The sequence below is a fragment of the Cryobacterium sp. AP27 genome, assembly GCF_056680495.1.
This window is the reverse complement of record NZ_CM155285.1, coordinates 542,216-562,754: the sequence shown is the minus strand read 5'-3', so window position 1 is coordinate 562,754 and position 20,539 is coordinate 542,216. Positions and strand designations below refer to the sequence as shown.

Genomic DNA, 20,539 nt, shown 5'->3' with positions numbered 1-20,539 from the left:
GCAAAACGTGCAGGACTCCTCTAGGCTAGCCAACTTCTGGCGATAAAGCGGATGTGACCGGCCGAGTCGGAGCAGAACGGCATAATCCGACGGTTACGCTCGGAATATGGGTTCTCCAGTGAGGCGCGGCAGGGGCACATCACCCTCGCGTCCAACACCAAACCGGCGTTCCGGTCGGGCCGGGTATCTCCTTATCGCCGCGTTCCTTATCTCTTATGCCGTTATCGGCATATGGAGACCGGTTCCGCTCTGGGTTGCCGCGATGTATTCCCTGGCGAGCATTGCCGCCTTCGTTCTGTATGCCGTCGACAAGTCGGCGGCGCGGGCGCACCGTCGGCGGGTTTCTGAGCGCACGCTACTTCTGCTGGGCCTGCTCGGCGGCTGGCCCGGCGCGATTGTGGCCCAACAGACGTTGCGCCACAAGACCCAGAAGGTGACCTTTCGGCGGGCCTTCTGGGTCTCCGTGGTGCTGAACCTTGCGGTGTTCGCCGCGGGCACGACAGGGGTGCGGGAAGCCCTCCTCGATGTCGCGACCGGGGCGGCGTACTGACTAGTACCAGTTGTTGGCCTGCGAGTGAGCCCACGCCGCGCACGGGGTTCCGTAGCGCGATGAGCTGATGTATTCGAGCCCCCACGCGACCTGCGTGCTCGCGTTGGTGGCCCAGTCGGATCCGGCCGAGGCCATCTTGCTTCCCGGCAACGCCTGCGGGATGCCGGTTGCACCGCTGGGATTATAGGCCTGGTAGTCCCAGCCGGATTCCTTTTCCCACAGCTGGTTCAGGCAGGAGAACTGGTCGCTGCCCCAGCCGTACTTCGAGGAGGCGAGGGACTGCGCCGCGGCCTTCGCGCCGGCGGGCGTGTTCGTGGTGGCGAGGGCGGCCATGCGAGCGGCCTCGGCGGCGGCGGCAGCAGCGGCCTCGGCCTCGGCGGCTTCAGCAGCGACCCGGTCGGCTTCGGCTGCCGCAGCGCTCAACGCGGCCGTTTCGGCCTGCGTCTCCGCGGTCAGAGAAACGACGAGGTCGATCGGCATGCTCTCAAAGCTGGCGAGCGAACTGCTGACGGCGGTGAGCGCGGAGGCGTCCGCTTTGCCCTGGGTACTCGCGAGAACCTGATTGGCCTCATCGAGGGTGACCGACGCGGTCTTGTCGGTGTGGGCCTCGGCGATGGTGCTGTAGGCCTGCAGCTGATCGTGCTGGCGGCCCGTGGTGTCGCTCAGGGCGCTGGTGGCGGCGACACTTTCACGGCTGTCGGCGGCAGATTGCCCGGCATAGACGCTGACCGTGGCGAGTCCGGCGATCGCCAACACGGCGACGCTACCAAGCGTGAAACGCTTCAAGCGCTGAGTGGTCTTGTGGGGAGTGGAATTGACTGAGGTGGAAACGGATGATTTGTGGCGCATAACCTACCAAGCCGTGGGCCTCACGCCCAAGAGCGTCGGCTCACTGAGCGTCGGGCCCGCGCACTCCAGTGCGGCGCAGGCGAAAGCATAAACATTCCATAGGTTTCTGGACAGATCCTCAGTAAAACCTACAAATTTCGTGTGGTTTCAGGTTCCCTGGAACCGGGGCGGGACGAGTTCTCGTTCCTGGTGTGTTGGTCACACGAGTCGTCGGCCCGCCGCGAATACCGCGTCGACCTCGAATTCGTCGTTCAGCAACACGGCATCGGCCGCGTAGCCGACGGCGATCCGCCCCAGGTCGTGACCGCGACCGATGGCCCGGGCGGGCGTCTGCGTGACGGCCGCGACGGCGGTTTCGAGGGGGATACCGACGTCGCGCACCGCACGACGCAGCGCTGCATTGAGTGTCAGCGTTGAGCCGGCGATCGCCCCGCCGTCCACCAGCCGCGCCACGGCGTTCTCCACCCTGACGTAGAGATTTCCCAGCCGGTAACGTCCATCCGATGACCCGGCGGCTGCCATGGCATCGCTCACCAGCGCGATGCGATCCGGAGCCCCCATGAAGGCCAGTCGAACCATTTCGGGGTGCACATGCACGCCGTCATTGATGATTTCGAGGGTGACCCCCGCGACGCGCATCGCGGCCGCCACCGGGCCCGGCTCCCGGTGGTGGAGCCCCGGCATGCCGTTGAACGCGTGCGTCAGGACGGTCGCCCCTGCCCGGAAGGCCGAGAGCGCGGTGTCGTAGTCGGCGGCGGTGTGGCCGACCGCGACGACAATTCCCGCCTGGGCCAGAACAGGGATTGCAGCAAAGGCTCCCGGCAGCTCGGGGGCGAGGGTGACCTGTCTCAGGTGTCCCCGGCCAGCCGCGACCAGCCGGCCCACAGACGCCGGATCCGGGGCCCGCAGCAGCGCCGGATCATGGGCGCCACGGAAGGCCTGATCGAGGAAGGGGCCCTCAAGATGGGCGCCGAGAATGAGCGGATTCGTGTCGGCCGCGCCGGCCACGGCCCCGAGTCGCGCCTCCAGATGACTCTGGCCGGCCGTCACCAGAGACAGCATGATGCGAGTGGTTCCGTGACGATGGTGCACGTCCAGTGCCGTGTCGATGGCGGCGGCGCCGTCGTCGAATGCGGCTCCCCCGGCGCCGTGGCAGTGGATGTCGACGAAGCCGGGGGTGAGCACCCGGCCGGCCGCGTCCACGACATGTCGCGCGTACGGTGCCGCGCGGCGCCAGGTGTCGCCGACCCCGCGCCGACGGATGACGTCTCCCTCGAAAACCACCCAGGCATCCGGTGTGACGATTCCCCCGGACACGAGCCTGGCCGAGTGGATCACGGTGCGCTCCGCGGTCACGGGGCACCCGTGTCGGCCGGAACGAAGACGGCGGGAGTGCGGAGACGGTGAAACGTTGGCATGCTGTGAATCTATCGCCGCACCGGGACGAACCGACAAGTGCGGGTGCGTTCGGCGGGGCGGGGCTATCGTATGGGTATGGAAACCAGCGCTGGTCCGACCACCTTCATTGCCGACATCATTGATGGAACGCTTGTGGAGCCGGGGCGAATACATCATGCCAAGGTGCTCAGCTCTCCCGGAGTTCGCGTCGTCGTACTCACGTTTGAGGCCGGGCATGTTCTCACGGAGCACATCAGTCCGAAGGTGCTGCTGATGCAGGCGTTGGTCGGGCGGCTGCGCGTCACCGCGAACGGGGTCGTGCACGAGCTGCCACCGGGCGCACTGCTGCGGCTGGACGCGAGCGTGCCTCACTCCGTGGAGGCACTCGAGGAGTCCCGCCTGATGCTCACGATGATCGGGTAGCCGACCACCGCCGCCGGGTCTGCGGCAGACTGGGGGTGACGAAGGAGGCGGCGTGGTTCATTTCATCGACCCGCTCGAGGACGGCCCGTCCCCGGCACCCCGTTCGGTTCCGCACCGCGACAGCCGAACGCTGATCGTTGGACGGGTGCTCAGCGGTGTCGGTTCGGCTGCGAGGACGACGCTGTTGAGACCCGGTCGCGGCCGGCGCGCTTCGCCTCGTACAGGGCGGCATCCGCTCTGGCCAGCCAATCGGTGATGCTTTCGTTGTCGTCGAGCCGCGCCAGACCGGCGGTGACGGTGCAGGTGAGTCCCGGGGCCAGCGTGTCCCAGGCGTAGTTGCGCACCGAAGTGAGCAACCGTCCGCAGGCGCGCATGGCCTCGTTGAGGTCGGTTTCGGCGAAGACCAGCAGAAACTCCTCACCGCCCACACGCACGGCCAGGTCGGCGTCACGCGTGATCGCGCGCAACATCGCGGCCATCACGGTCAGCACGCGGTCCCCCGTCGCGTGGCCGTACTCGTCGTTGACCCGTTTGAAGTGGTCGAAGTCGATCATGGCGGCGCAGAGCGGCTGCATTCTCTTCTGCGCACGGCCGATCATCCACGGCAGTTCCCGCTCGAGCGCTCGTCGGTTGGGCAGCCGTGTCAGTGGGTCGGTGTGCGCCTGATCGTCCAGTTCCTCGGCCCGGAGGCGTTCCACCCGCAACTCGAGTTGGGATTTCTCCACCTCGTGCCGGGCTTGTTCAATCTCGATGGTGTTGATGAGCATCTGCGACTGCAATCCGGCCGTCTGCACGGTCATGCGCAGGATCGCGGCGTGCAGCTTCTCGTGATGCTGTAACGCCTGCTCGAAACGCCCACCGGCCTTGTGCATTTCAAACAGCGAGCGGTGCAGTTTGACCAGCAGCTTCAGTTCATCGGCGACGTCCGGGTCGGCGAGCTGTAGCTCCATCATGGCCGTGGCTTCGTCGAAGCGACCGGCCGCGCGCGCCAACTCCGCCAGCTGCGCGTCGATGTCGATCTCCAGGCCACGGTATCCGTGGGCGTTGGCGATTGCCCGGCCGAGCCGAGCCTGCTCCCTCGCCTCGTCATGCTCCCCGAGACCCACGAGGATGCCGACCATGTTCGTGCGCGCCAGCGCCTCGTTGAAGGGGTTCTCCCGCGACTCGGCCAGGTCAACCGCGTCCCGCATCAGCGCCAGGGCTTCGGTGAAGGGTTGCGTGGGGTCGTCGCCGCGGGTGACGGCGTCCCTGGCCATGACGAGGTAGGTGTCACCCAGGTTGTTGACGGCAACGAAACTGGTCTCCGGGTCCTGCAGCGTTTGCGCCACGGCGACAGCCTGCCGTCCGAGATCAATCGCCCGCGCGTCCTCCCCCATCGCTCCCTGAACGAGAGAGAACCGGCTGAGGGCCCAGAATTCCGCCGTCGGGTTGCCGCAGGCGCGCGCCGCGCCGAGTGCCCCGAGCACGTGTCGCAGCGCCGTCTCGTTCAGCGCCGTGTCGGTGAAGGCCAGCGCGAGCGTGCAGTGCACCCTCGACTGGGCGAGCAGGTTTCCGCTGGCCGTGAAGTACTCGAGCGCCTGCAACCCGTGCTGCACAGCACTTTGATAGTCGCCGAGGCGAAGCCGGTGGAGGGCGAGCAGTTCGCGAGCCTCACCCTGGTCGTGCGGCGACGCATTCGTGTGGATGAACGCCGCTTCGGCCAGCTCGGCGCCCTGACGGTGTTCGCCGGATTCCGTCGCGCTCCGACTCTGCGAGAGCAGGTCGGGAACTGACATCGAATCGCGCTCTCGACGTCGAGTATCCGCTGCAACCAACATGCAGCCCACCCCCAGCTATGTGAACGTTCTGAGCGAATCTGAGACGAGGGCAAGACTATCCGCCGCCTCAATGCTTACCGTAGTGAAATCATAATCACCGTCGAGTCCCGCGGGCGCCATTCGGGCGCCATTCTCGCCAAAGATCTCAATTGCTGTAATGCTCGGAAGTTCCCCCGGCCGCTCGGCCCCGGCCTGAACCGGCGCCCCGCACGCCCAAACCGGTGCGCCGCTTCACCATGGGGCGCACGCTCAAATATGTGCTCCTGGTCGTCTTCGTTTTCGTCGTGCTCATTCCCGTCTACGTGCTCATCGTGACAAGCTTCAAACCCCCCGCAGACGTCACGGCCTCCACATCCTGGGGCCTGCCGGTGCGGTGGCCGTGGGAGAGCGTGGCCCCGGGCGGACCGACCGGCTTCGACAACTGGACGGGCGCCTGGACGGCCCTCGCCCCGGCGCTGGGCCGAACATTGGGCAAGGCCGGCGTCAGGAGAACGCCGGGGCCGTCGGGACCGCAGTCCCGGCGAGCGCGACTTGATCCCGGCCGGAGTTCTTGGCCTCGTACAGCGCGGCATCCGCCCGGGCCAGCCACGCCGACACCGTTTCGTTGGGCTCGAGCTCGGCCACTCCCACGCTGACCGTGCAGGCAAGGCCAGGGGCCACGGCGTCCCACGCATAGCCGCGCACGGAGGTGAGCAGTCGCTCGCAGGCTTGCATCGCCGAGTCGAGTGTGGTGTCGGAGAAGACGAGGAGAAATTCCTCCCCTCCTACCCGCACGGCAAGGTCAGTGCCGCGGGTGATCGTGCGCAGCATCGACGCCGTGATGGTGAGCACCTCGTCGCCCGTACCGTGACCGAACCGGTCGTTCACCTGCTTGAAGTGGTCGAAATCGATCATGGCCGCGCATAGCGGCTGCACGCTGTTCTGGGCGAGTCCCATCATCCAGGGCAATTCGCGGTCGAGCGCGCGGCGATTCGACAGGCGCGTGAGCGGATCGGTGTGCGCCTGGTCGTCGAGTTCATCGGCCCGGAGGCGCGCCATCTTGGCCTCCAGTTGGGAGCGCTCGAGTTCGTGGCGGGCGTGTTCCATCTCGATCGTGTTGATCAGCATCTGGGACTGCAGCCCGGCCGTCTGTACCGTCATGCGCAGCATGACGGCATGCAGCTTCTCGTGATGCTCGAGCGCCTGCTGGAACCGTCCGCCGGCCCTGTGCATCTCGAACAGGGATCGATGCAGTTTCGCGAGCAGCTTCGGTTCCTCGTCGATATCGGGGTCGCTGAGCTGGGTTTCCATCATGGACGTGGCTTCATCGAAACGGCCGGATGCCCGCACGAGTTCGGCCAGCTGGGTATCGATGTCAATCTCGAGGCTGCGGTAGCCGTGCGCCCGGCTGAGCATCTTGCCCTGGTGTCCGTGCGTGCGCGCCTCGTCGTGCTGGCCCAATTTGATGAGGATGCTGACGAGGTTGGTGAGCGCCAGAGCCTGATTGAACGGGTTGCCCTGTGTCCGCGCCAGCCCTTCTGCCTCTCGCATCAGTGTCAGGGACTTGTTCAGGGGCTGAGTGGCGTCTTCGTCGCTTGCCATCAACGTGCGCGCCAGCACCAGGTACGTGTCGCCCAGGTTGTTGAGCGCGACGAAACTGGTCTCGTGATTGTCCAGCGTCTGCGCCAGGGCGAGAGCCTGTGTGCCCAGCTCCACCGCACGCGGGGCGTCGCCCATCGCCCCGTGCACCATGGATGAGCGGCTGAGGGCCCAGAACTCTGCGATCGGGTCTCCGCACGCTCGCGCCGCCCCGAGAGCCCCGAGCACGTGACGAAGCGCCGTCTCGTTGAGTGACGTGTCGGTGAAGGCCAGCGCGAGGGTGCAGTGCACCCGCGACTGGGCCAGCAGGTCGCCGACCTCGGTGAAATACTCCAGGGCGAGCAGTCCCTGCCGGACACACGCCTGGTAGTCACCGAGACGCAGCCGGTGAAGAGTCAGGAGCTCACGAGCCTGAGCCTGCTGCAGTGCAGTCGCGTCTCCCCCGGCCAAGGCGTCTTCGGCCTGTTCCGCACCGAGCCGATGCTGTCCATCCCTGCTCGATCGCCCGCTGCGCTCCAGCAACGCGTCGATGGTCAATGTGTCCGCGTCGACGACTGCGTCAAATCCCATCACTGCGCCCCCAGCTGTTTTCGGCTCAAACAGAACCCGTAGCGGGACGCGTGCCTGCGATCCGCTACGACCAGCCCAAGCATTCAGGCCGTAGTGACAGCATAGGGAGTCCGGGGGGCTAGAACGGTCGTTCTGTCGGGTTTCTTTTGAGATTGCCAGAATCATCACCCCCACAAGGAGTGCCATGGCGCCGTGCCGCACGGCGCGCGTAGGCTGCGGGCATGCGCGCAATCACGGTAACTTCACCTGGCGGACCCGAAACACTCACACTTACCGACGTGCACGACCTGGTCATCGGGCCCCGCGACATCCGGATCAAGGTCGCTGCCGCCGGCGTCAACCGAGCCGATATCGCCCAGCGCCAGGGCTCCTACCCCCCACCCGCCGGCGCCCCGTCGTGGCCGGGACTCGAGGTGTCGGGCGTGATCACGGAAGTGGGACAAGAAGTAACCCGGTTCGACGTGCACGACCGTGTCTGCGCTCTGCTGGCCGGTGGTGGGTATGCCACGCAGGCTGTGGTGCACGAAGACCTCGTGCTGCTGGTTCCCCTGACCATGGACCTCGTTGACGCTGCAGCGCTGCCCGAGGCGCTCGCGACGGTGTGGTCGAACGTGATCATGAGTGCCGACCTGATGCCCGGCGAGACTCTGCTCGTGCACGGCGGCGCAAGCGGCATCGGCACGACCGCCATTCAGCTCGCCCGGATGATCGGCGCTCGCGTGGCCGTTACGGCCGGTTCGACTGAGAAGCTCGCCGTCTGCGAAAGTCTCGGCGCGGAGATTCTCATCAATTATCGCCAGCAGGACTTCGTGGCCGAGGTGCTGTCCGCCACCGATGGCCGCGGCGCCGACGTGATCCTCGACATCATGGGCGGCTCCTACGCCGCGCGCAACATAGCGGCTCTCGCCACCAACGGGCGCATCATGGTTATCGCCAACCAGAGCGGTGAACCGGCCACGTTCAACCCCTTCCACCTCATGCAGAAGCGCGGGCGCTACTGGGGCACCACCCTCCGCTCGCGCCCGCTGGCGGAGAAGGCGGAGATCATTCGGGCCCTGCACGCTGCCGTCTCGCCCTGGATCGAATCCGGTAGGTTTCGCCCGGTCATTGACAGCGTCTATTCGTTCGAGAACGCGGCGGATGCTCACCGGAGGCTCGAGGCATCTGCCCATGTGGGCAAGATCGTTCTCGTGCCCTGAGGCCCGTCCCGCGACCTTGACCGGTGCGGCGCCCGGGCCTACGATTCCAGCACCAGCCCTGACCGGCTGCGTCGGTATTGGAGTGAGATCCCGTGGCTGCCTCCCTGACCCTCGCAGGTCTGATCGCGGCCGCCGGACACCGGCCGGCGCCCGAGATCGCCGGCTTCGAGCACCGGGCGGCCTCGGCCCAACACCACCGGATGACGGCGGGGGCGAGTAACCGGCCCGAGATCACCCGTTCGACCGCCCTCGTTACTCTGGCCGCCATCGACGGCACGATCGCCGGCGCGCTGCGCCGGGCAGGGCTCGACCTCGCGGCCCTCGCCGCCATGCTGGGGATGCCGGAAGCTCCAGCCGTTCTTGACGTGGCCTACGCCGGCATCAGCCCTCAATTCGACGGCGCCCTGCGCCTGTACCTGGAATCGAGCCGAAGCGTCGACGTCGGACTGGCGGATCTCGCGTTGTCGATTCTTCACTCCACCCGAAACGGACGGGAGGGACGTCTCCCCGACCGCCTCCGCAAGCTCGGACTCGACCACGCGCTGGCGATCTCGACTCTGGAGCACGAGGCCGGGACCGGCGCGGGACCGCCGCCGGGAGACACCGCCAGTGAAGTGCCAGCCGAAGACGCTCTCCCGGCCGGCAACGTGCCCTCGGAACCCGCCGGACCCTCGTCGAGCAATTCCACAAAACAGCGCCGGTCCGCCTCCTCGCGACGCTGGGATCCACGCATCAGCGGACTCGCCTCACGCAAGCCCGCCAAAGGCGACAGAGCTGATCCGTCAGCCACGCCCGCTGCGACACGTTTAAGGGACGACGCAGCGCCCCGCGCCGAGGCTTTTTCCGGCGATGTGCGGCGCGCCCGCGACAGGCTCGGGTCCACCAGCCCTGTGACGGCGGCCGAGCTGGCCGTCGAGATCCAGCGCGCACACACCGAGTTTGTTCACGGACGATTCGGGCAGGTGACGTTGCGGGCACGGGCGGGGCCGACGGCATCCGTTGACAGCTGGCTCGACCGCGTGGCCGAGCTCTACAACGCGGTCGAGATTGACGTGATCGACGGGCAGTTGCTCGTTCTCGGGCTCGCGGAGCTGGACGCGGCCCTCGAAGACGACCTGATCGCGGGCGGCCTGCTGGGAACCTGGCGGGGAATGGTCGGGGTACTCCCCCGCAACACCCGGGTCGACCGCACGAAATGGGCCTCAGACACGCCTGCGTCGAATGACCTGCTGGGCCGCCGCTTTCTGGCTCGGGCCCTCGCGACACGACTTCGGAACATGGCCGACACCGACAGCAACTCATTCCTGGTGCACATCGACGGAGCCTGGGGCTCCGGGAAGAGCTCGCTGTTTCAATTTCTGGAGACCGAGTTGCAGGGCGACTTCCTCATCGTGAAGGTGAACGCCTGGCGCGAACAACAGGTGGGAGTGCAATGGTGGACCCTGCACAATGCCCTGCGGCAGGCGATCGAAGCGGATGCCGCGCACGGCTTCCTCGCCAGGGCACGGAGCCGCGTGGACGTGATCCGCACCCGACTCGTGGCGTTCGTGGCCGCCGTGGCAGCGCTCATCGCCGTGTTGCTGTTCCTTCTCGTGTTCAACTTCAACCTCACGGCCAGCGGGGAGATCGCCAGTGCCATCGGAACGGTCATCGGCCTTGTCACATTGGGATGGGCCGGTGTGACGGCCGCCTACGGCTTCATCGTGCCGGAATCGCGCCGCACAGCGGAGGCGTTCGTGGCGAAAAGCACCAACCCGATGTGTGAGGTGCAGCAGCTCTTCGCCCGGACGCTGCTGCGCACGAGGAAATCTGTGGTGTTCCTCATCGACGATCTCGACCGCTGCGAAGAGCAATACATCATCGACTTTCTGGAGGCCTTGCAGACTCTCGTGCGGGAACCTCCCGAACCGCGCGGCCGTAAGTCGAAGCCCCGATCCCGACGTCGGCCGCCGGGACCTTACGCCTTCGTGGCGGCCGACGGGCAGTGGATCCGTTCGAGCTACCAGAGCCACTTTGGCTCGGTCAAGATCACCGACGTTCCGGGCCGCCCGCTCGGCTACCTCTTTCTCGAGAAGATATTCCAGTTGCAGGTGCGCCTGCCGTCGATCACCGAAGAAGCCAAACGCGCATTCTTCGACTCGCTGCTCACCGGCGGCGCCGCCGAGGCGGCATCCGCTGCGCAGAAGACGCTGGAAAAGGAGATCACCGAGGAGGTCAACAACGCCACCACCGCGCCCGAAATCTCCCAGGCAGCAGAGAAGGCGAGCACACTCACCAACTCCGCTACCCGTATGAAGGTACTCGGCGCAGCGGCCGTGAAATTCTCTGACGCCGCCCTGCAGGCGGGCACCCGCCACGAACTCGGCCGGTACTGGAAGCTGCTCGAACCCAATCCGCGCAGCATCAAGCTGTTCGTGCACACCTACGGAACCCTGCAGTCCCTGCGCACCCTGGAGGGCATCCCCCTGCACACCACGCCGCTGGCTCTCTGGACGATCGTCGAGATCCGCTGGCCGATGCTCGCCGACCACCTGCGCGCACACCCCGACGACATCGACCCCGAGCAGCGAGAGAGGGTCCCGGAGCCGATCCGGGCGCTGCTCGCCTCCCCGGACGTGAGTGGTGTCGTTTCGAGCCCGGACTGGGGCGCTCTCACCCCGGCCCAGGTGCGCGAGTGCACGGGAATCCGGGTCGGCGCCAGCTCAGACATCGACTGACACCCCGCCCGGCGCACAGCCCCACGGTGGCACTCGTCTGTGAGTACTAGGCTGCTCCGTGTGAAACCTGCTGTCGTCTCCGCCCCCACCGAACGGCTGCCCGAGCGCGCGGCGGTGATCGATCTCGAGGCGATCAGGCACAACGTTCGCCACCTCGCAGGCCTCGCCGCCCCGGCCCGACTGATGGCGGTCGTCAAGGCGGATGCCTACGGTCACGGCGTCGTGCCGGTCGCCCGCGCGGCGCTCGAGGCCGGAGCGGAATGGCTCGGCGTGGCTCACATTTCGGAGGCGCTCGACCTGCGCGCGGCGGGCATCCACGTGCCCGTCCTCGCCTGGCTGCACACCACGGACAGTGACTTTCATGCCGCTGTCGCCTCCGACATCGACCTCGGATGCTCCGGCTGGGAGCTCGCCCCCATCCTCGCGGCCGCGCAGCAGCTGCGAAAAACCGCACGCATCCACCTGAAGATCGACACCGGTCTCGGCCGGAACGGCAGCACCCCGGAGGACTGGCCGGCCCTGGTGGCGGTTGCCCGGCAGGCGGAGCTCACCGGCGAGGTTACCGTTGTGGGGGTCTTCTCGCACCTCGCGGTGGCCGACGAGCCCTCGCGTGGCGAGACCGACGATCAGCTCGAGGTGTTCCAGACGGCCGTCGCGCAAGCGCGGGCCGCCGGACTCACCCCTACGGTGCGGCACCTTGCCAACAGCGCCGGCGCGCTGTCCCGCCCCGACACGCACTTCGACCTCGTCCGCACGGGCCTGGCCGTCTACGGGCTCTCGCCCTTCGCCGACCAGACCTCGGCCGACCTCGGACTGCGGCCGGCCATGACGCTGCGCACGCTCGTGTCGGTGTGCAAAGACGTGCCCGCCGCGCAGGGCGTCTCCTACGGGCTGAATTACCGCACCACGGCGGCCACGACGCTCGCGCTCATCCCGCTGGGCTACGCCGACGGCGTTCCGCGCATCGCCACCGGCGGCCCGGTGCGCGTCAACGGCGTGACGTATCCGGTGGTCGGACGCATCGCCATGGACCAGATGGTCATCGACCTCGGCGAGGCCGCGCTCGTGGCGTCCGGCGCGTCGGTGATCGGCACCGAAGCGGTGCTGTTCGGCCCGGGCGACGACGGTGAGGCATCCGTTGACGCGTGGGCGACCGCAGCCGGCACGATCAACTACGAGGTGGTCACCCGCATCAGCCCGCGGGTTCCCCGCGTCTACCGCAACGCCTGAGCGCTTTCGACAGCGAGACCGCTACAGCCGGGGGCGGCCGGCCCATCTCTCGGCCTTCAGGGCGAGGTGTAGTTCGAGGCGGACCTGGCCGCCGAGCGGGTCGACACCGATGAGAGAGCGGATGCGCCCGAGCCGGTTGTAGATACTGGTGCGGTGCAGGTGCAGCTGCTCGGCGACCTCGGCCACGGACCCGTCCTTGTCGTAGAGCAGCTCGAGCACCGGGAGCAACTCCGCGTTCCGGTCGAGTTCTCGCAGCTCAGAGTAGAGGGTGGACTCCCCCGGCGACACGTCCCGTCCCTCGACGGCGAGGAACTGGTATACCCCGATGGCGCGGAACGACACGAGCGCGCCCAGCTGGGCATCCACCCAGGCGGCTTGCACGGCGCTGCGCGCCTCGGCGTAAGCGCCGGGCAGTCGGCGCAGGTCGGCGAAGGGCTCGCTCAGGCCCAGAAGTGCCGGTGCGGCCGGCTGGCCGCCACGGCGTGAGACCTCGAGCCCGAAGCGGCGCAGAATCTCGGATTCGTCGATGCCGTCGATCATGTCTTGCAGCAGCAAAACAGCGTGTGTTTCGGTGCCGGCGGAGAACAGCACGGCGTTGATGCCGAGGGTGGCATGCAGCGCGGAGAGTCGTTGCAGCAGGCCGTTCTCCGCGGGGTTGCGTTCGGCGTTCTCCCCGCGTTCGAGCAGTGTGGCGAGGCGCCAGGGTCCGCGCCCGTGCACGCCCGGCCAGCCGCCGACCGACACGACGGCCTCACGATCGCCGGAGCACGCGGCGAGAAACTGTGCCTCGCGGGCGCGGCGGCCGTCGGAATCCGCGCTCGTTCGATTGAGCAGCATCTCGGCAAGGGTGTCCATCTCGGGACGGATGATGCGCAGCTCCCGCAGAATAGCGTCGGGTTCACATTCGTCGTCAAGCTGCAGCACCCAGAGATACCCCACGCGGAAGCCACGCGCGAGCAGCGGAACGCACACCCGGCCCAACATGCCCAGGTCGACATTGGCCGGAACCGGCACCGGTTTCACCGCTGCGGCGATGCCGTGGCTGAGCTGCCAGGCGCTGACATCGGGCGGAACGAGCTTGCTCAGCAGGAAGTTGGTCCGCACCCGGTCGGCCGTGGCCTGGTGCGCGCTGTAGGCGAGCAGCCCGCCGTCGAGGTCTTCCAGCGAGAGTGCGCGGCCGAGGTGCGCGGCGATGATGGCTACCGCCTGGTCGATATCGGCCGCTTTCATAACTTCAATCCTACGGAGCCGTGTGGACGCCAGGCGACAATCGACGCACCTTGCCGCTACAAATGTCGAGCAGGCGCGAACCGGCGATCCACGGCGATCGGCAGGCGCCACGATGGAAAACTCCCGGAAAGGGGGCGATTCCGGGTCTTTCGGGCGCGCGGCGCCCCGGGCGGAGCCGCCCGGGGCATCCGTTGGTTTCCGCCCGGAGGCAGGACGGCCACACAAGTCCGGGCCTATCGTTTCTACGCTGAACAAAGTCGATCGGCGACGCGCCCACAACGAGCAGGAGTTCCCCATGATCATTGGTGTTCCGACAGAAGTTAAGAACAACGAATTCCGCGTGGCCATCACCGCCGCCGGGGCACACGAAGCCAAACTCCACGGCCACAGCGTGCTCGTTCAGGCCGGAGCCGGAGCCGCCTCCGGCTTCTCCGACGCCGACTACGAGGCCGCCGGCGCCGCGATCACCGAGACCGCCGCCGAGGTGTGGGCGAGCGCCGACATGATCCTCAAGGTCAAAGAGCCGATCACCGCCGAGTACGCGCACTTCCGTAAGGGCCTGATCCTCTTCACCTACCTGCACCTCGCCGCGGAGCCCGAGCTCGCCACCGCCCTCCTCGAGGCCGGCGTCACCGCCATCGCCTACGAAACCGTGCAGAAGGCCGACCGCTCGCTGCCGCTCCTCGCCCCGATGAGCGAGGTCGCCGGACGCCTCGCCGTTCAGGTCGGCGCCCAGTCGATGACCCGCCCCGGCGGCGGCCCCGGCATCCTGATGGGCGGCGTCCCCGGAGTGCGCGCCGCCAAGGTGACAGTGATCGGCGCCGGCGTCGCAGGCTCCAACTCTGCCGCCATGGCCATCGGCATGGGCGCCGACGTCACCATCCTCGACATCAACATCGACCGCCTGCGCGAACTGGACGCCCAGTACGCCGGCCGTCTCAAGACGATCGCCTCCAACGCCTACGAGATCGACCGCGCCGTGACCGAGGCCGACCTCGTGATCGGCTCCGTGCTGATCCCGGGCGCGAAGGCGCCCAAGCTCGTCACGAACGAGCTCGTGTCGCGCATGAAGCCGGGCTCCGTGCTTGTGGACATCGCGGTCGACCAGGGGGGCTGCTTCGCGGACACCCACGCCACCACGCACGAAGACCCCACCTTCCCCGTACACGGCTCAATCTTCTACTGCGTCGCCAACATGCCCGGCGCCGTGCCGCAGACGTCGACCCTCGCGCTGACGAACGTCACCCTGCCCTACGCCCTGTCGATCGCCGACCGGGGCGTGCGCGCCGCGTTCGGGCGTGACGCCGCCCTCGCCGGCGGACTGAACATTGCCGCCGGCCAGATCGCGAACCGCTCGGTTAGCGTCGCCCTCGACCTGCCGCTCGCGGAGTGGACCGACCTCGTCGCAGAAATTGAGCTCGAACTCGTCTAGCCACACCGAGTAACGGGTGCCGGGGTCGGCCGAATTCACCGGTCCCGGCATCCGTTCTCGAATTCTCGGGCTCTGAGCCTCTCGCGGACACCTACACAGCCGGCTTCGCGAACCGGCCTCCCCGCTTCATCAATCGCCCTGGACTACAAGGAAGTAAATCCGATGTCGCAATTGAAATCCGGCACTCGACCGGTTACCGGGCAGCAGCCACATCTGGCGCGCTCGCTCTCCAACCGTCATATCCAGCTCATCGCGATCGGCGGCGCAATCGGAACCGGGCTCTTCATGGGTTCCGGCAAGACCATCTCACTCGCCGGGCCGTCCGTGATCTTCGTGTACATGATCATCGGCTTCATGCTGTTCTTTGTGATGCGGGCCATGGGCGAGTTGCTGCTCTCCAACCTGGAATACAAATCGTTCAGCGACTTCGCCGGCGATCTGCTCGGGCCATGGGCCGGCTTCTTCACAAGCTGGACATATTGGCTGTGCTGGATCGTCACCGGCATCGCTGAACTGATCGCGATCGCGCTCTACACGAGCTTCTGGTGGCCGGACCTGCCGCTGTGGATTCCCGCGCTGGTCGCCGTGCTCATCCTGCTCGCCCTCAACCTGACGAGCGTGAAGGCGTTCGGCGAGACCGAATTCTGGTTCGCGCTGATCAAGATCGTCGCCATTGTCACCCTCATCGTCGTTGGACTGGTCATGGTCATCACCAAGTTCCAGTCACCGGGCGGAACCCCGGCGAGCTTCGGCAATCTCTGGAATGACGGCGGCATGTTCCCGACCGGGCCGATGGGATTCATCGCCGGGTTCCAGATCGCGGTGTTCGCGTTCGTGGGGCTCGAGCTCGTCGGCACCACGGCCGCCGAAGCGAAAGACCCGGAGAAGAACCTTCCCAAGGCCATCAATTCCATCCCCATCCGCATCATGCTGTTCTACGTACTCGCGCTGATCATGATCATGACGGTGACGCCGTGGCGCGAGGTCACCGCCGACGTCAGCCCGTTCGTGGCCATGTTCTCGCTCGCAGGCCTGGGTGCGGCGGCGGCCGTGATCAACTTCGTCGTCTTGACGAGCGCCACGTCCTCGGCCAACTCCGGGCTCTATTCCACCTCCAGAATGCTTTTCGGCCTATCCGTCGAGGGCACTGCACCGGGACGGTTCGAACGCCTGAGTCGACACAAGGTGCCGGCCAATGCGCTGCTGTTCTCGTGCGCGTTCCTGGTCGCATCCGCTGTGCTGCTGTACGCGAACCCGTCGATCATTGCGGTATTCACCGTGGTGACGACCATGTCGGCCGTGCTGTTCCTCTTCGTCTGGACCATCATCCTCGTGAGCTACATTGTGTACCGCAAGCGTCGCCCGGCGCTGCACGCGGCGTCGACGTTCAAGATGCCCGGCGGCGTGTACATGTGTTACGCAGTTCTGGCGTTTTTCGCGTTCCTCATCTGGGCGCTCACCCAGAAGGCCGACACCCTCCAGGCGCTGCTCGTGACACCGGTATGGTTTGTCGGACTCGGAGCCGTGTGGATGTTCCTCCGTCGCCGGCCCGAACAGGTCGCCCATCACGAGCTGTACCGCGCCAATGTGCAGGCCGACCGGGAGGCAGCGCTCGCCTTCCACGCCTGATCCCGAGACGACGGAGACCGGTTCGGGGGCGGCTCGGTAGCGGCGCCGGGCGCCGTAGAGCACTTGGTTTGGCGGCCTGACCCCACAGGCAGAGTGTCGGTGGCTGCTGTCACACTTATCTCATGACAACCACCATTGACGGTGTTTTCGTTGATCTGACCGTGGCCTTGGCCCGGTCGGGTATATCCGCGGCGTCGTTCGCGGAGCTCTCCGATGATCAGTCGGAGAACACCCACCGGGCCATCGCCCGACACATGCGGGAGGTCGGAAAGTATTACGCGTTGTCGGCGGCGAACGTCGCCGCCCGCTCCGACTGGCAGCTCGGCCGGGAAGGCCTCGCCAGAAAGAAGGGCTACGCCTCCGCAGAGGACTATGTGCAGTCATTGGGCGGTGGCGGCGGCACCAGGGCCGACACCCGCCGCCTGATCGAGGCTGGCACCATGGCCACCGAGGCCGAAACCGCCCGGGATCGGCAGGAGCAGGCCGACGAGCTGGCGCGGGAGTTCCCGGAGGCCCCGCCGGTCGAGGTGCACGTGCCGTGGTTCGCTCCGCTCGGTGCCGCCGTCACCAATGGAACCCTCAGCACCGAATCCGCGACCGCCATCCGTCGAGGCCTCGGAGAACCCGCCATCGGGGTGACGGAGGCGATGCTCGCCGACGCGGTCATCGCCCTCATCGCCCAGTGCCGCACCGGGAACGCCGACCAGGCCGCGAAGGCGGCCCGGCAGTGCCGGGACTCCATCGATGCCGCCGGTGTCGCGTCCCGGGCCGACGCCATGCGCGCCCGACAGTACCTGCGGGTGTGGGACAAGCCGGACGGTATGTTGCACGGCGCCTTCGAGCTGGACCCGGAGAACGGTGCCTACTTCACGGACTTCCTGCTGCAGATCATCGGACCCCGCACCGGCGGCCCCCGGTTTGTGGAGAAGGGCGAGAAGGAACGCGCCAGGCGCATCATCGACGACCCACGCTCCACGGACCAGATCGCCGCCGAGGCACTGATCGAGGTGATCAAGGTCGCCGCGGCCGCCGACCCCGGCACCCTGTTCGGCCGCATTCGCCCATCGGTCAAGTTAGTCGTAACTGCAACAGATACTCCGGCACCGACATCCTCGCTTGGCGCCTCGGGCGAACTGGTTCTGACAAGCGGGTTCCTCGAGGGAGCACCGGGAGCGGTACCGATCACCACGATCGACCGGTCGATCTGCAACGCCGGCTTCATCCCCGTGTTGTTCAGGAGAGACGGCAGCGTGCTGGATGTGGGCAGGGAACAGCGACTCTTTTCAGCTGAGCAACGCGCGGCCCTGGCGCTTCGGGACGGCGGCTGCAGGTGGCCGGACTGCCACCGACCACCCAGCTATACGGAAGCCCACCACATCAACGGCTGGAACGCCGACGGAGGCCTCACGAATCTCGACGACGGCATCCTGCTCTGCGCTCGAGATCATCTCCGGTTGCACAACGACGGTTGGGAGATCGCCCGAACCGGCGCCGACTTCTGGCTGATCCCGCCGTTGACTGCCGACCCGACCCGCACGCCGATTCTGCTGGCCGAAGGGTCTCCGATGAGTCCTCTGTCGCCACTGCGATCACGCGTCTGAAGACGCGTGACAACGCCCGGGTCGGCGGTTTAACCAACGCCGGGGTCAGGCCTGCCGGAACCGTACGCAGACCCCAGCCGCGTGAACCCCACGAGGTCAGTCGGTTAAACAGTTCAGGCTCTGTTGTTCGTCACCCCGGTGAAGCACCGCGTCGAACGACTCTGGTCGTCGATACGCTGGCGTCATGGGAATCCCGGAAAAGTCACGGTCACGCCGCCCGGTCGTTGCCGCCACCTGGGGCCTGGCCGCCGTGGCCGCGTACGCGGTCGCCGGGGTGTTGCAGATATTGGTGTGGAATCCCCTCGCCGCGGTTCCCGGCGCGACGCTCGGGGAAATTCGTGCGGACATGGCGCGAGCCCAGGAACCGCTCGCCGCGAGTTGGGTTATCGGTTGGGCCGGGATCGGGCTGTTGCTGGCAGCTCTCGTTCTCGTTGTCACCGTTGTTCGACGCACCATACGAGTGAACCTGGTGGTTGCGATGTACCTGGTGCTGGTGGTGTTCGCGGCCCCCGGCCACATCTTCGTGGCTTTCGGTCCGGGCATGTCGCTCGCCGACACGTTCATGATCTCGGGCGGCGATCACGCCCCGTGGGGTGGGGCGCTCTATCTGTTCAGCGCCGCGGCTCTCGTGACATTGATTGTGCTGATCATTCGCACGGGCCGTGCCGCCGCGGCCGATTTGGCAGCGGCCTATGCCCGCGCAGAGGGCGAGCGTGGGCCCGTCGCCTAAGCCCGGGCCCGCACTTCAGTCGACGAATTCGGTCTGAGTGAGAATGTAGGATTTCTCCTGCTCGGTCAGCGTGACGCTGCCTGTCGCGGCCGGTTCGCCGCAGAGCCTGGACAGCTGAGCGAGGGCGGACTCGCTCAATGGGGTATCCAGATCAGCCAGGATCTCGTGCTTGAACTCGATGTCGATATACGGCCACCAGCGTTCAACGGGTGGCAAAACGCCTTCACTCATCAGGTCCTCATTTCTCCGGTCGGCCCGACTCGCGCCAGCGCGGGATTCCATGATGCGCCCAGTTCGGCCACCGCGCTAGAGGCGGGCTGGACTAGCGTTGAGCGCATGGAATGGTGGCAGGTGCTGGTCAGCGTGCTCGGCGGCCTCATGCTGCTGTGGCTGGCAATGATCGGCGTGTTGTTCTGGAGCTCACGCGGTCAGGCGGACAAGATCAAACTGGTCGAAGCTCTCCGGCTTGGTCCCGACGTCGTGAGGCTCACCCGCCGACTGTCCCTCGACCCGGCCCTGCCCCGAGGGGTTCGAATTTGGCTCATCCTGCTGCTGGTGTACCTGCTGCTGCCGATCGATCTGGTGCCCGATTTCATCCCGGTGATTGGATTCGCGGACGATGCGATCGTCGTGGCGCTGGTTTTGAGATTCGCTACTCGGCACGCCGGGGCGGACGCATTGGACCGGCACTGGCCCGGTACGCCGCAAGGGCTCAAGGCTCTGCGCACCCTCGTCGGTCTCGGCTGAGCACAACCTCTGCCCACGTCGATTAGATTCGAGATACCGCATCCGCGGGCCGAAGGAGCACCATGACCCGCCGAGCACGATCGCGCCGTACGCGGATTTCTGTGCGCATGAGGGTGACCGTGTCGTCGTTGTCACTCGTCGGTATCGTGCTTGTGGCACCCCTGACGCCGACCCTCTTGTCCGATCCGGCGCCGGCGGATGCCGCTTTCCCCGAAGCATCAACCTTCGCCGCCGAGGGCACCGCTCTCGCGCTTCTGGCGACGCTCCCGATCAAGGGGCGCGCGGCCAAGACCGGTTACGATCGCACCGGGGACTTCGGCTCCGCCTGGCTCGACGTCGACCGCAACGGCTGTGACACCCGCAACGATATTCTGGCTCGCGATCTCACCCACATCGTGACGTCCGAAACCTGCCATGTGCAGAGCGGCACACTCACCGGCCCCTACACCGGCGAGACCATCGGTTTCGTGCGCGGCACGTCCACGTCGTCCCTTGTTCAGATCGACCACGTCGTCGCCCTTTCCAATGCATGGCAAACGGGTGCACAGCAGCTCACCCAGGTTCAGCGTGAGTCCCTGGCCAACGACCCACTCAACCTCCTGGCCGTTGATGGAGCGACGAACTCGAGCAAGGGCGCCGGGGACACCGCAACGTGGTTGCCACCACGGAAGTCATACCGTTGCGCCTATGTGGCGAGGCAAATTTCGGTCAAGGCCACGTATGGGCTGTGGGTGACCGCCGCCGAGCACGCGGCGATGATCCGCGTACTCTCGGATTGCCCGAGCGAACGAGCGATGACGTCTGCCGTCGCAGCCGTCGAATAGCCGAACCGCGGTCGG

Annotated in this window: 17 protein-coding genes; 11 read left to right on the top strand and 6 right to left on the bottom strand. The window is 66.8% G+C overall.

Annotated features, from left to right (window positions below; genetic code table 11):
• Window positions 1-262: 262 nt before the first annotated feature.
• Window positions 263-550 carry a DUF1294 domain-containing protein gene (locus AC1MB9_RS02660; protein ID WP_479963499.1) on the top strand — a complete coding sequence of 96 codons (288 nt, stop codon included), beginning with the start codon at window positions 263-265 and terminating at the stop codon, window positions 548-550.
• On the opposite strand, the gene AC1MB9_RS02655 is transcribed toward AC1MB9_RS02660, so the two are convergent.
• The gene (locus AC1MB9_RS02655; RefSeq protein ID WP_479963498.1) at window positions 551-1,336 is read right to left on the bottom strand and encodes an aggregation-promoting factor C-terminal-like domain-containing protein; all 786 of its coding nucleotides are present in this window, start codon (window positions 1,334-1,336) and stop codon (window positions 551-553) included.
• Window positions 1,337-1,597: 261 nt separating this feature from the next.
• Entirely contained in the window at window positions 1,598-2,755 is a 1,158-nt protein-coding gene (nagA, locus tag AC1MB9_RS02650) for an N-acetylglucosamine-6-phosphate deacetylase (protein ID WP_479963497.1), read from the bottom strand.
• Window positions 2,756-2,893: 138 nt separating this feature from the next.
• On the opposite strand from nagA, the gene AC1MB9_RS02645 reads away from it, so the two are divergent.
• Window positions 2,894-3,220: a cupin domain-containing protein gene (locus AC1MB9_RS02645; protein WP_479963496.1), complete on the top strand. Its 327-nt coding sequence runs from the start codon at window positions 2,894-2,896 to the stop codon at window positions 3,218-3,220.
• A gap of 149 nt (window positions 3,221-3,369) precedes the next feature.
• On the opposite strand, the gene AC1MB9_RS02640 is transcribed toward AC1MB9_RS02645, so the two are convergent.
• Complete coding sequence (locus AC1MB9_RS02640) at window positions 3,370-4,995, bottom strand: tetratricopeptide repeat-containing diguanylate cyclase (RefSeq protein WP_479963495.1); 1,626 nt, start codon at window positions 4,993-4,995, stop codon at window positions 3,370-3,372.
• A gap of 525 nt (window positions 4,996-5,520) precedes the next feature.
• Window positions 5,521-7,185 (bottom strand): tetratricopeptide repeat-containing diguanylate cyclase, encoded by a 1,665-nt coding sequence (locus AC1MB9_RS02635; RefSeq protein WP_479963494.1) that lies wholly within the window; start codon window positions 7,183-7,185, stop codon window positions 5,521-5,523.
• A 221-nt stretch (window positions 7,186-7,406) separates the two neighbouring features.
• On the opposite strand from AC1MB9_RS02635, the gene AC1MB9_RS02630 reads away from it, so the two are divergent.
• The 3 genes from AC1MB9_RS02630 to alr all read left to right on the top strand — a co-directional run bounded on the left by AC1MB9_RS02630 (window position 7,407) and on the right by alr (window position 12,331).
• Window positions 7,407-8,384 carry an NAD(P)H-quinone oxidoreductase gene (locus tag AC1MB9_RS02630; RefSeq protein WP_479963493.1) on the top strand — a complete coding sequence of 326 codons (978 nt, stop codon included), beginning with the start codon at window positions 7,407-7,409 and terminating at the stop codon, window positions 8,382-8,384.
• Window positions 8,385-8,476: 92 nt separating this feature from the next.
• A complete protein-coding gene (locus AC1MB9_RS02625) occupies window positions 8,477-11,101 on the top strand; it encodes a P-loop NTPase fold protein (RefSeq protein WP_479963492.1) in 2,625 nt (874 codons plus the stop codon).
• Window positions 11,102-11,161: 60 nt separating this feature from the next.
• On the top strand, window positions 11,162-12,331 hold the full coding sequence (alr, locus tag AC1MB9_RS02620; RefSeq protein WP_479963491.1) for an alanine racemase: 1,170 nt from the start codon (window positions 11,162-11,164) through the stop codon (window positions 12,329-12,331).
• 21 nt (window positions 12,332-12,352) lie between these two features.
• Here the strand turns inward: alr and AC1MB9_RS02615 are convergent, their stop codons facing one another.
• Window positions 12,353-13,561: a PucR family transcriptional regulator gene (locus AC1MB9_RS02615; protein WP_479963490.1), complete on the bottom strand. Its 1,209-nt coding sequence runs from the start codon at window positions 13,559-13,561 to the stop codon at window positions 12,353-12,355.
• 295 nt (window positions 13,562-13,856) lie between these two features.
• Between AC1MB9_RS02615 and ald the strand changes: the two genes are divergently transcribed.
• The 4 genes from ald (at window position 13,857) to AC1MB9_RS02595 (ending at window position 18,953) form a co-directional block, all read left to right on the top strand.
• Window positions 13,857-14,993 (top strand): alanine dehydrogenase, encoded by a 1,137-nt coding sequence (gene ald / locus AC1MB9_RS02610; protein ID WP_479963489.1) that lies wholly within the window; start codon window positions 13,857-13,859, stop codon window positions 14,991-14,993.
• A 162-nt stretch (window positions 14,994-15,155) separates the two neighbouring features.
• Window positions 15,156-16,622 carry a D-serine/D-alanine/glycine transporter gene (gene cycA / locus AC1MB9_RS02605; protein ID WP_479963488.1) on the top strand — a complete coding sequence of 489 codons (1,467 nt, stop codon included), beginning with the start codon at window positions 15,156-15,158 and terminating at the stop codon, window positions 16,620-16,622.
• 122 nt (window positions 16,623-16,744) lie between these two features.
• Window positions 16,745-18,223 carry an HNH endonuclease signature motif containing protein gene (locus AC1MB9_RS02600; protein WP_479963487.1) on the top strand — a complete coding sequence of 493 codons (1,479 nt, stop codon included), beginning with the start codon at window positions 16,745-16,747 and terminating at the stop codon, window positions 18,221-18,223.
• A 184-nt stretch (window positions 18,224-18,407) separates the two neighbouring features.
• A complete protein-coding gene (locus AC1MB9_RS02595) occupies window positions 18,408-18,953 on the top strand; it encodes a hypothetical protein (RefSeq protein WP_479963486.1) in 546 nt (181 codons plus the stop codon).
• A gap of 15 nt (window positions 18,954-18,968) precedes the next feature.
• On the opposite strand, the gene AC1MB9_RS02590 is transcribed toward AC1MB9_RS02595, so the two are convergent.
• Window positions 18,969-19,184, bottom strand: a complete 216-nt coding sequence (locus AC1MB9_RS02590; RefSeq protein ID WP_479963485.1) for a hypothetical protein — start codon at window positions 19,182-19,184, stop codon at window positions 18,969-18,971.
• Window positions 19,185-19,289: 105 nt separating this feature from the next.
• On the opposite strand from AC1MB9_RS02590, the gene AC1MB9_RS02585 reads away from it, so the two are divergent.
• Window positions 19,290-19,700, top strand: coding sequence for a YkvA family protein (locus AC1MB9_RS02585; RefSeq protein ID WP_479963484.1), 411 nt, complete (start codon window positions 19,290-19,292; stop codon window positions 19,698-19,700).
• A 119-nt stretch (window positions 19,701-19,819) separates the two neighbouring features.
• Complete coding sequence (locus AC1MB9_RS02580) at window positions 19,820-20,524, top strand: HNH endonuclease family protein (protein ID WP_479963483.1); 705 nt, start codon at window positions 19,820-19,822, stop codon at window positions 20,522-20,524.
• The last annotated feature ends 15 nt before the right edge of the window (window positions 20,525-20,539 follow it).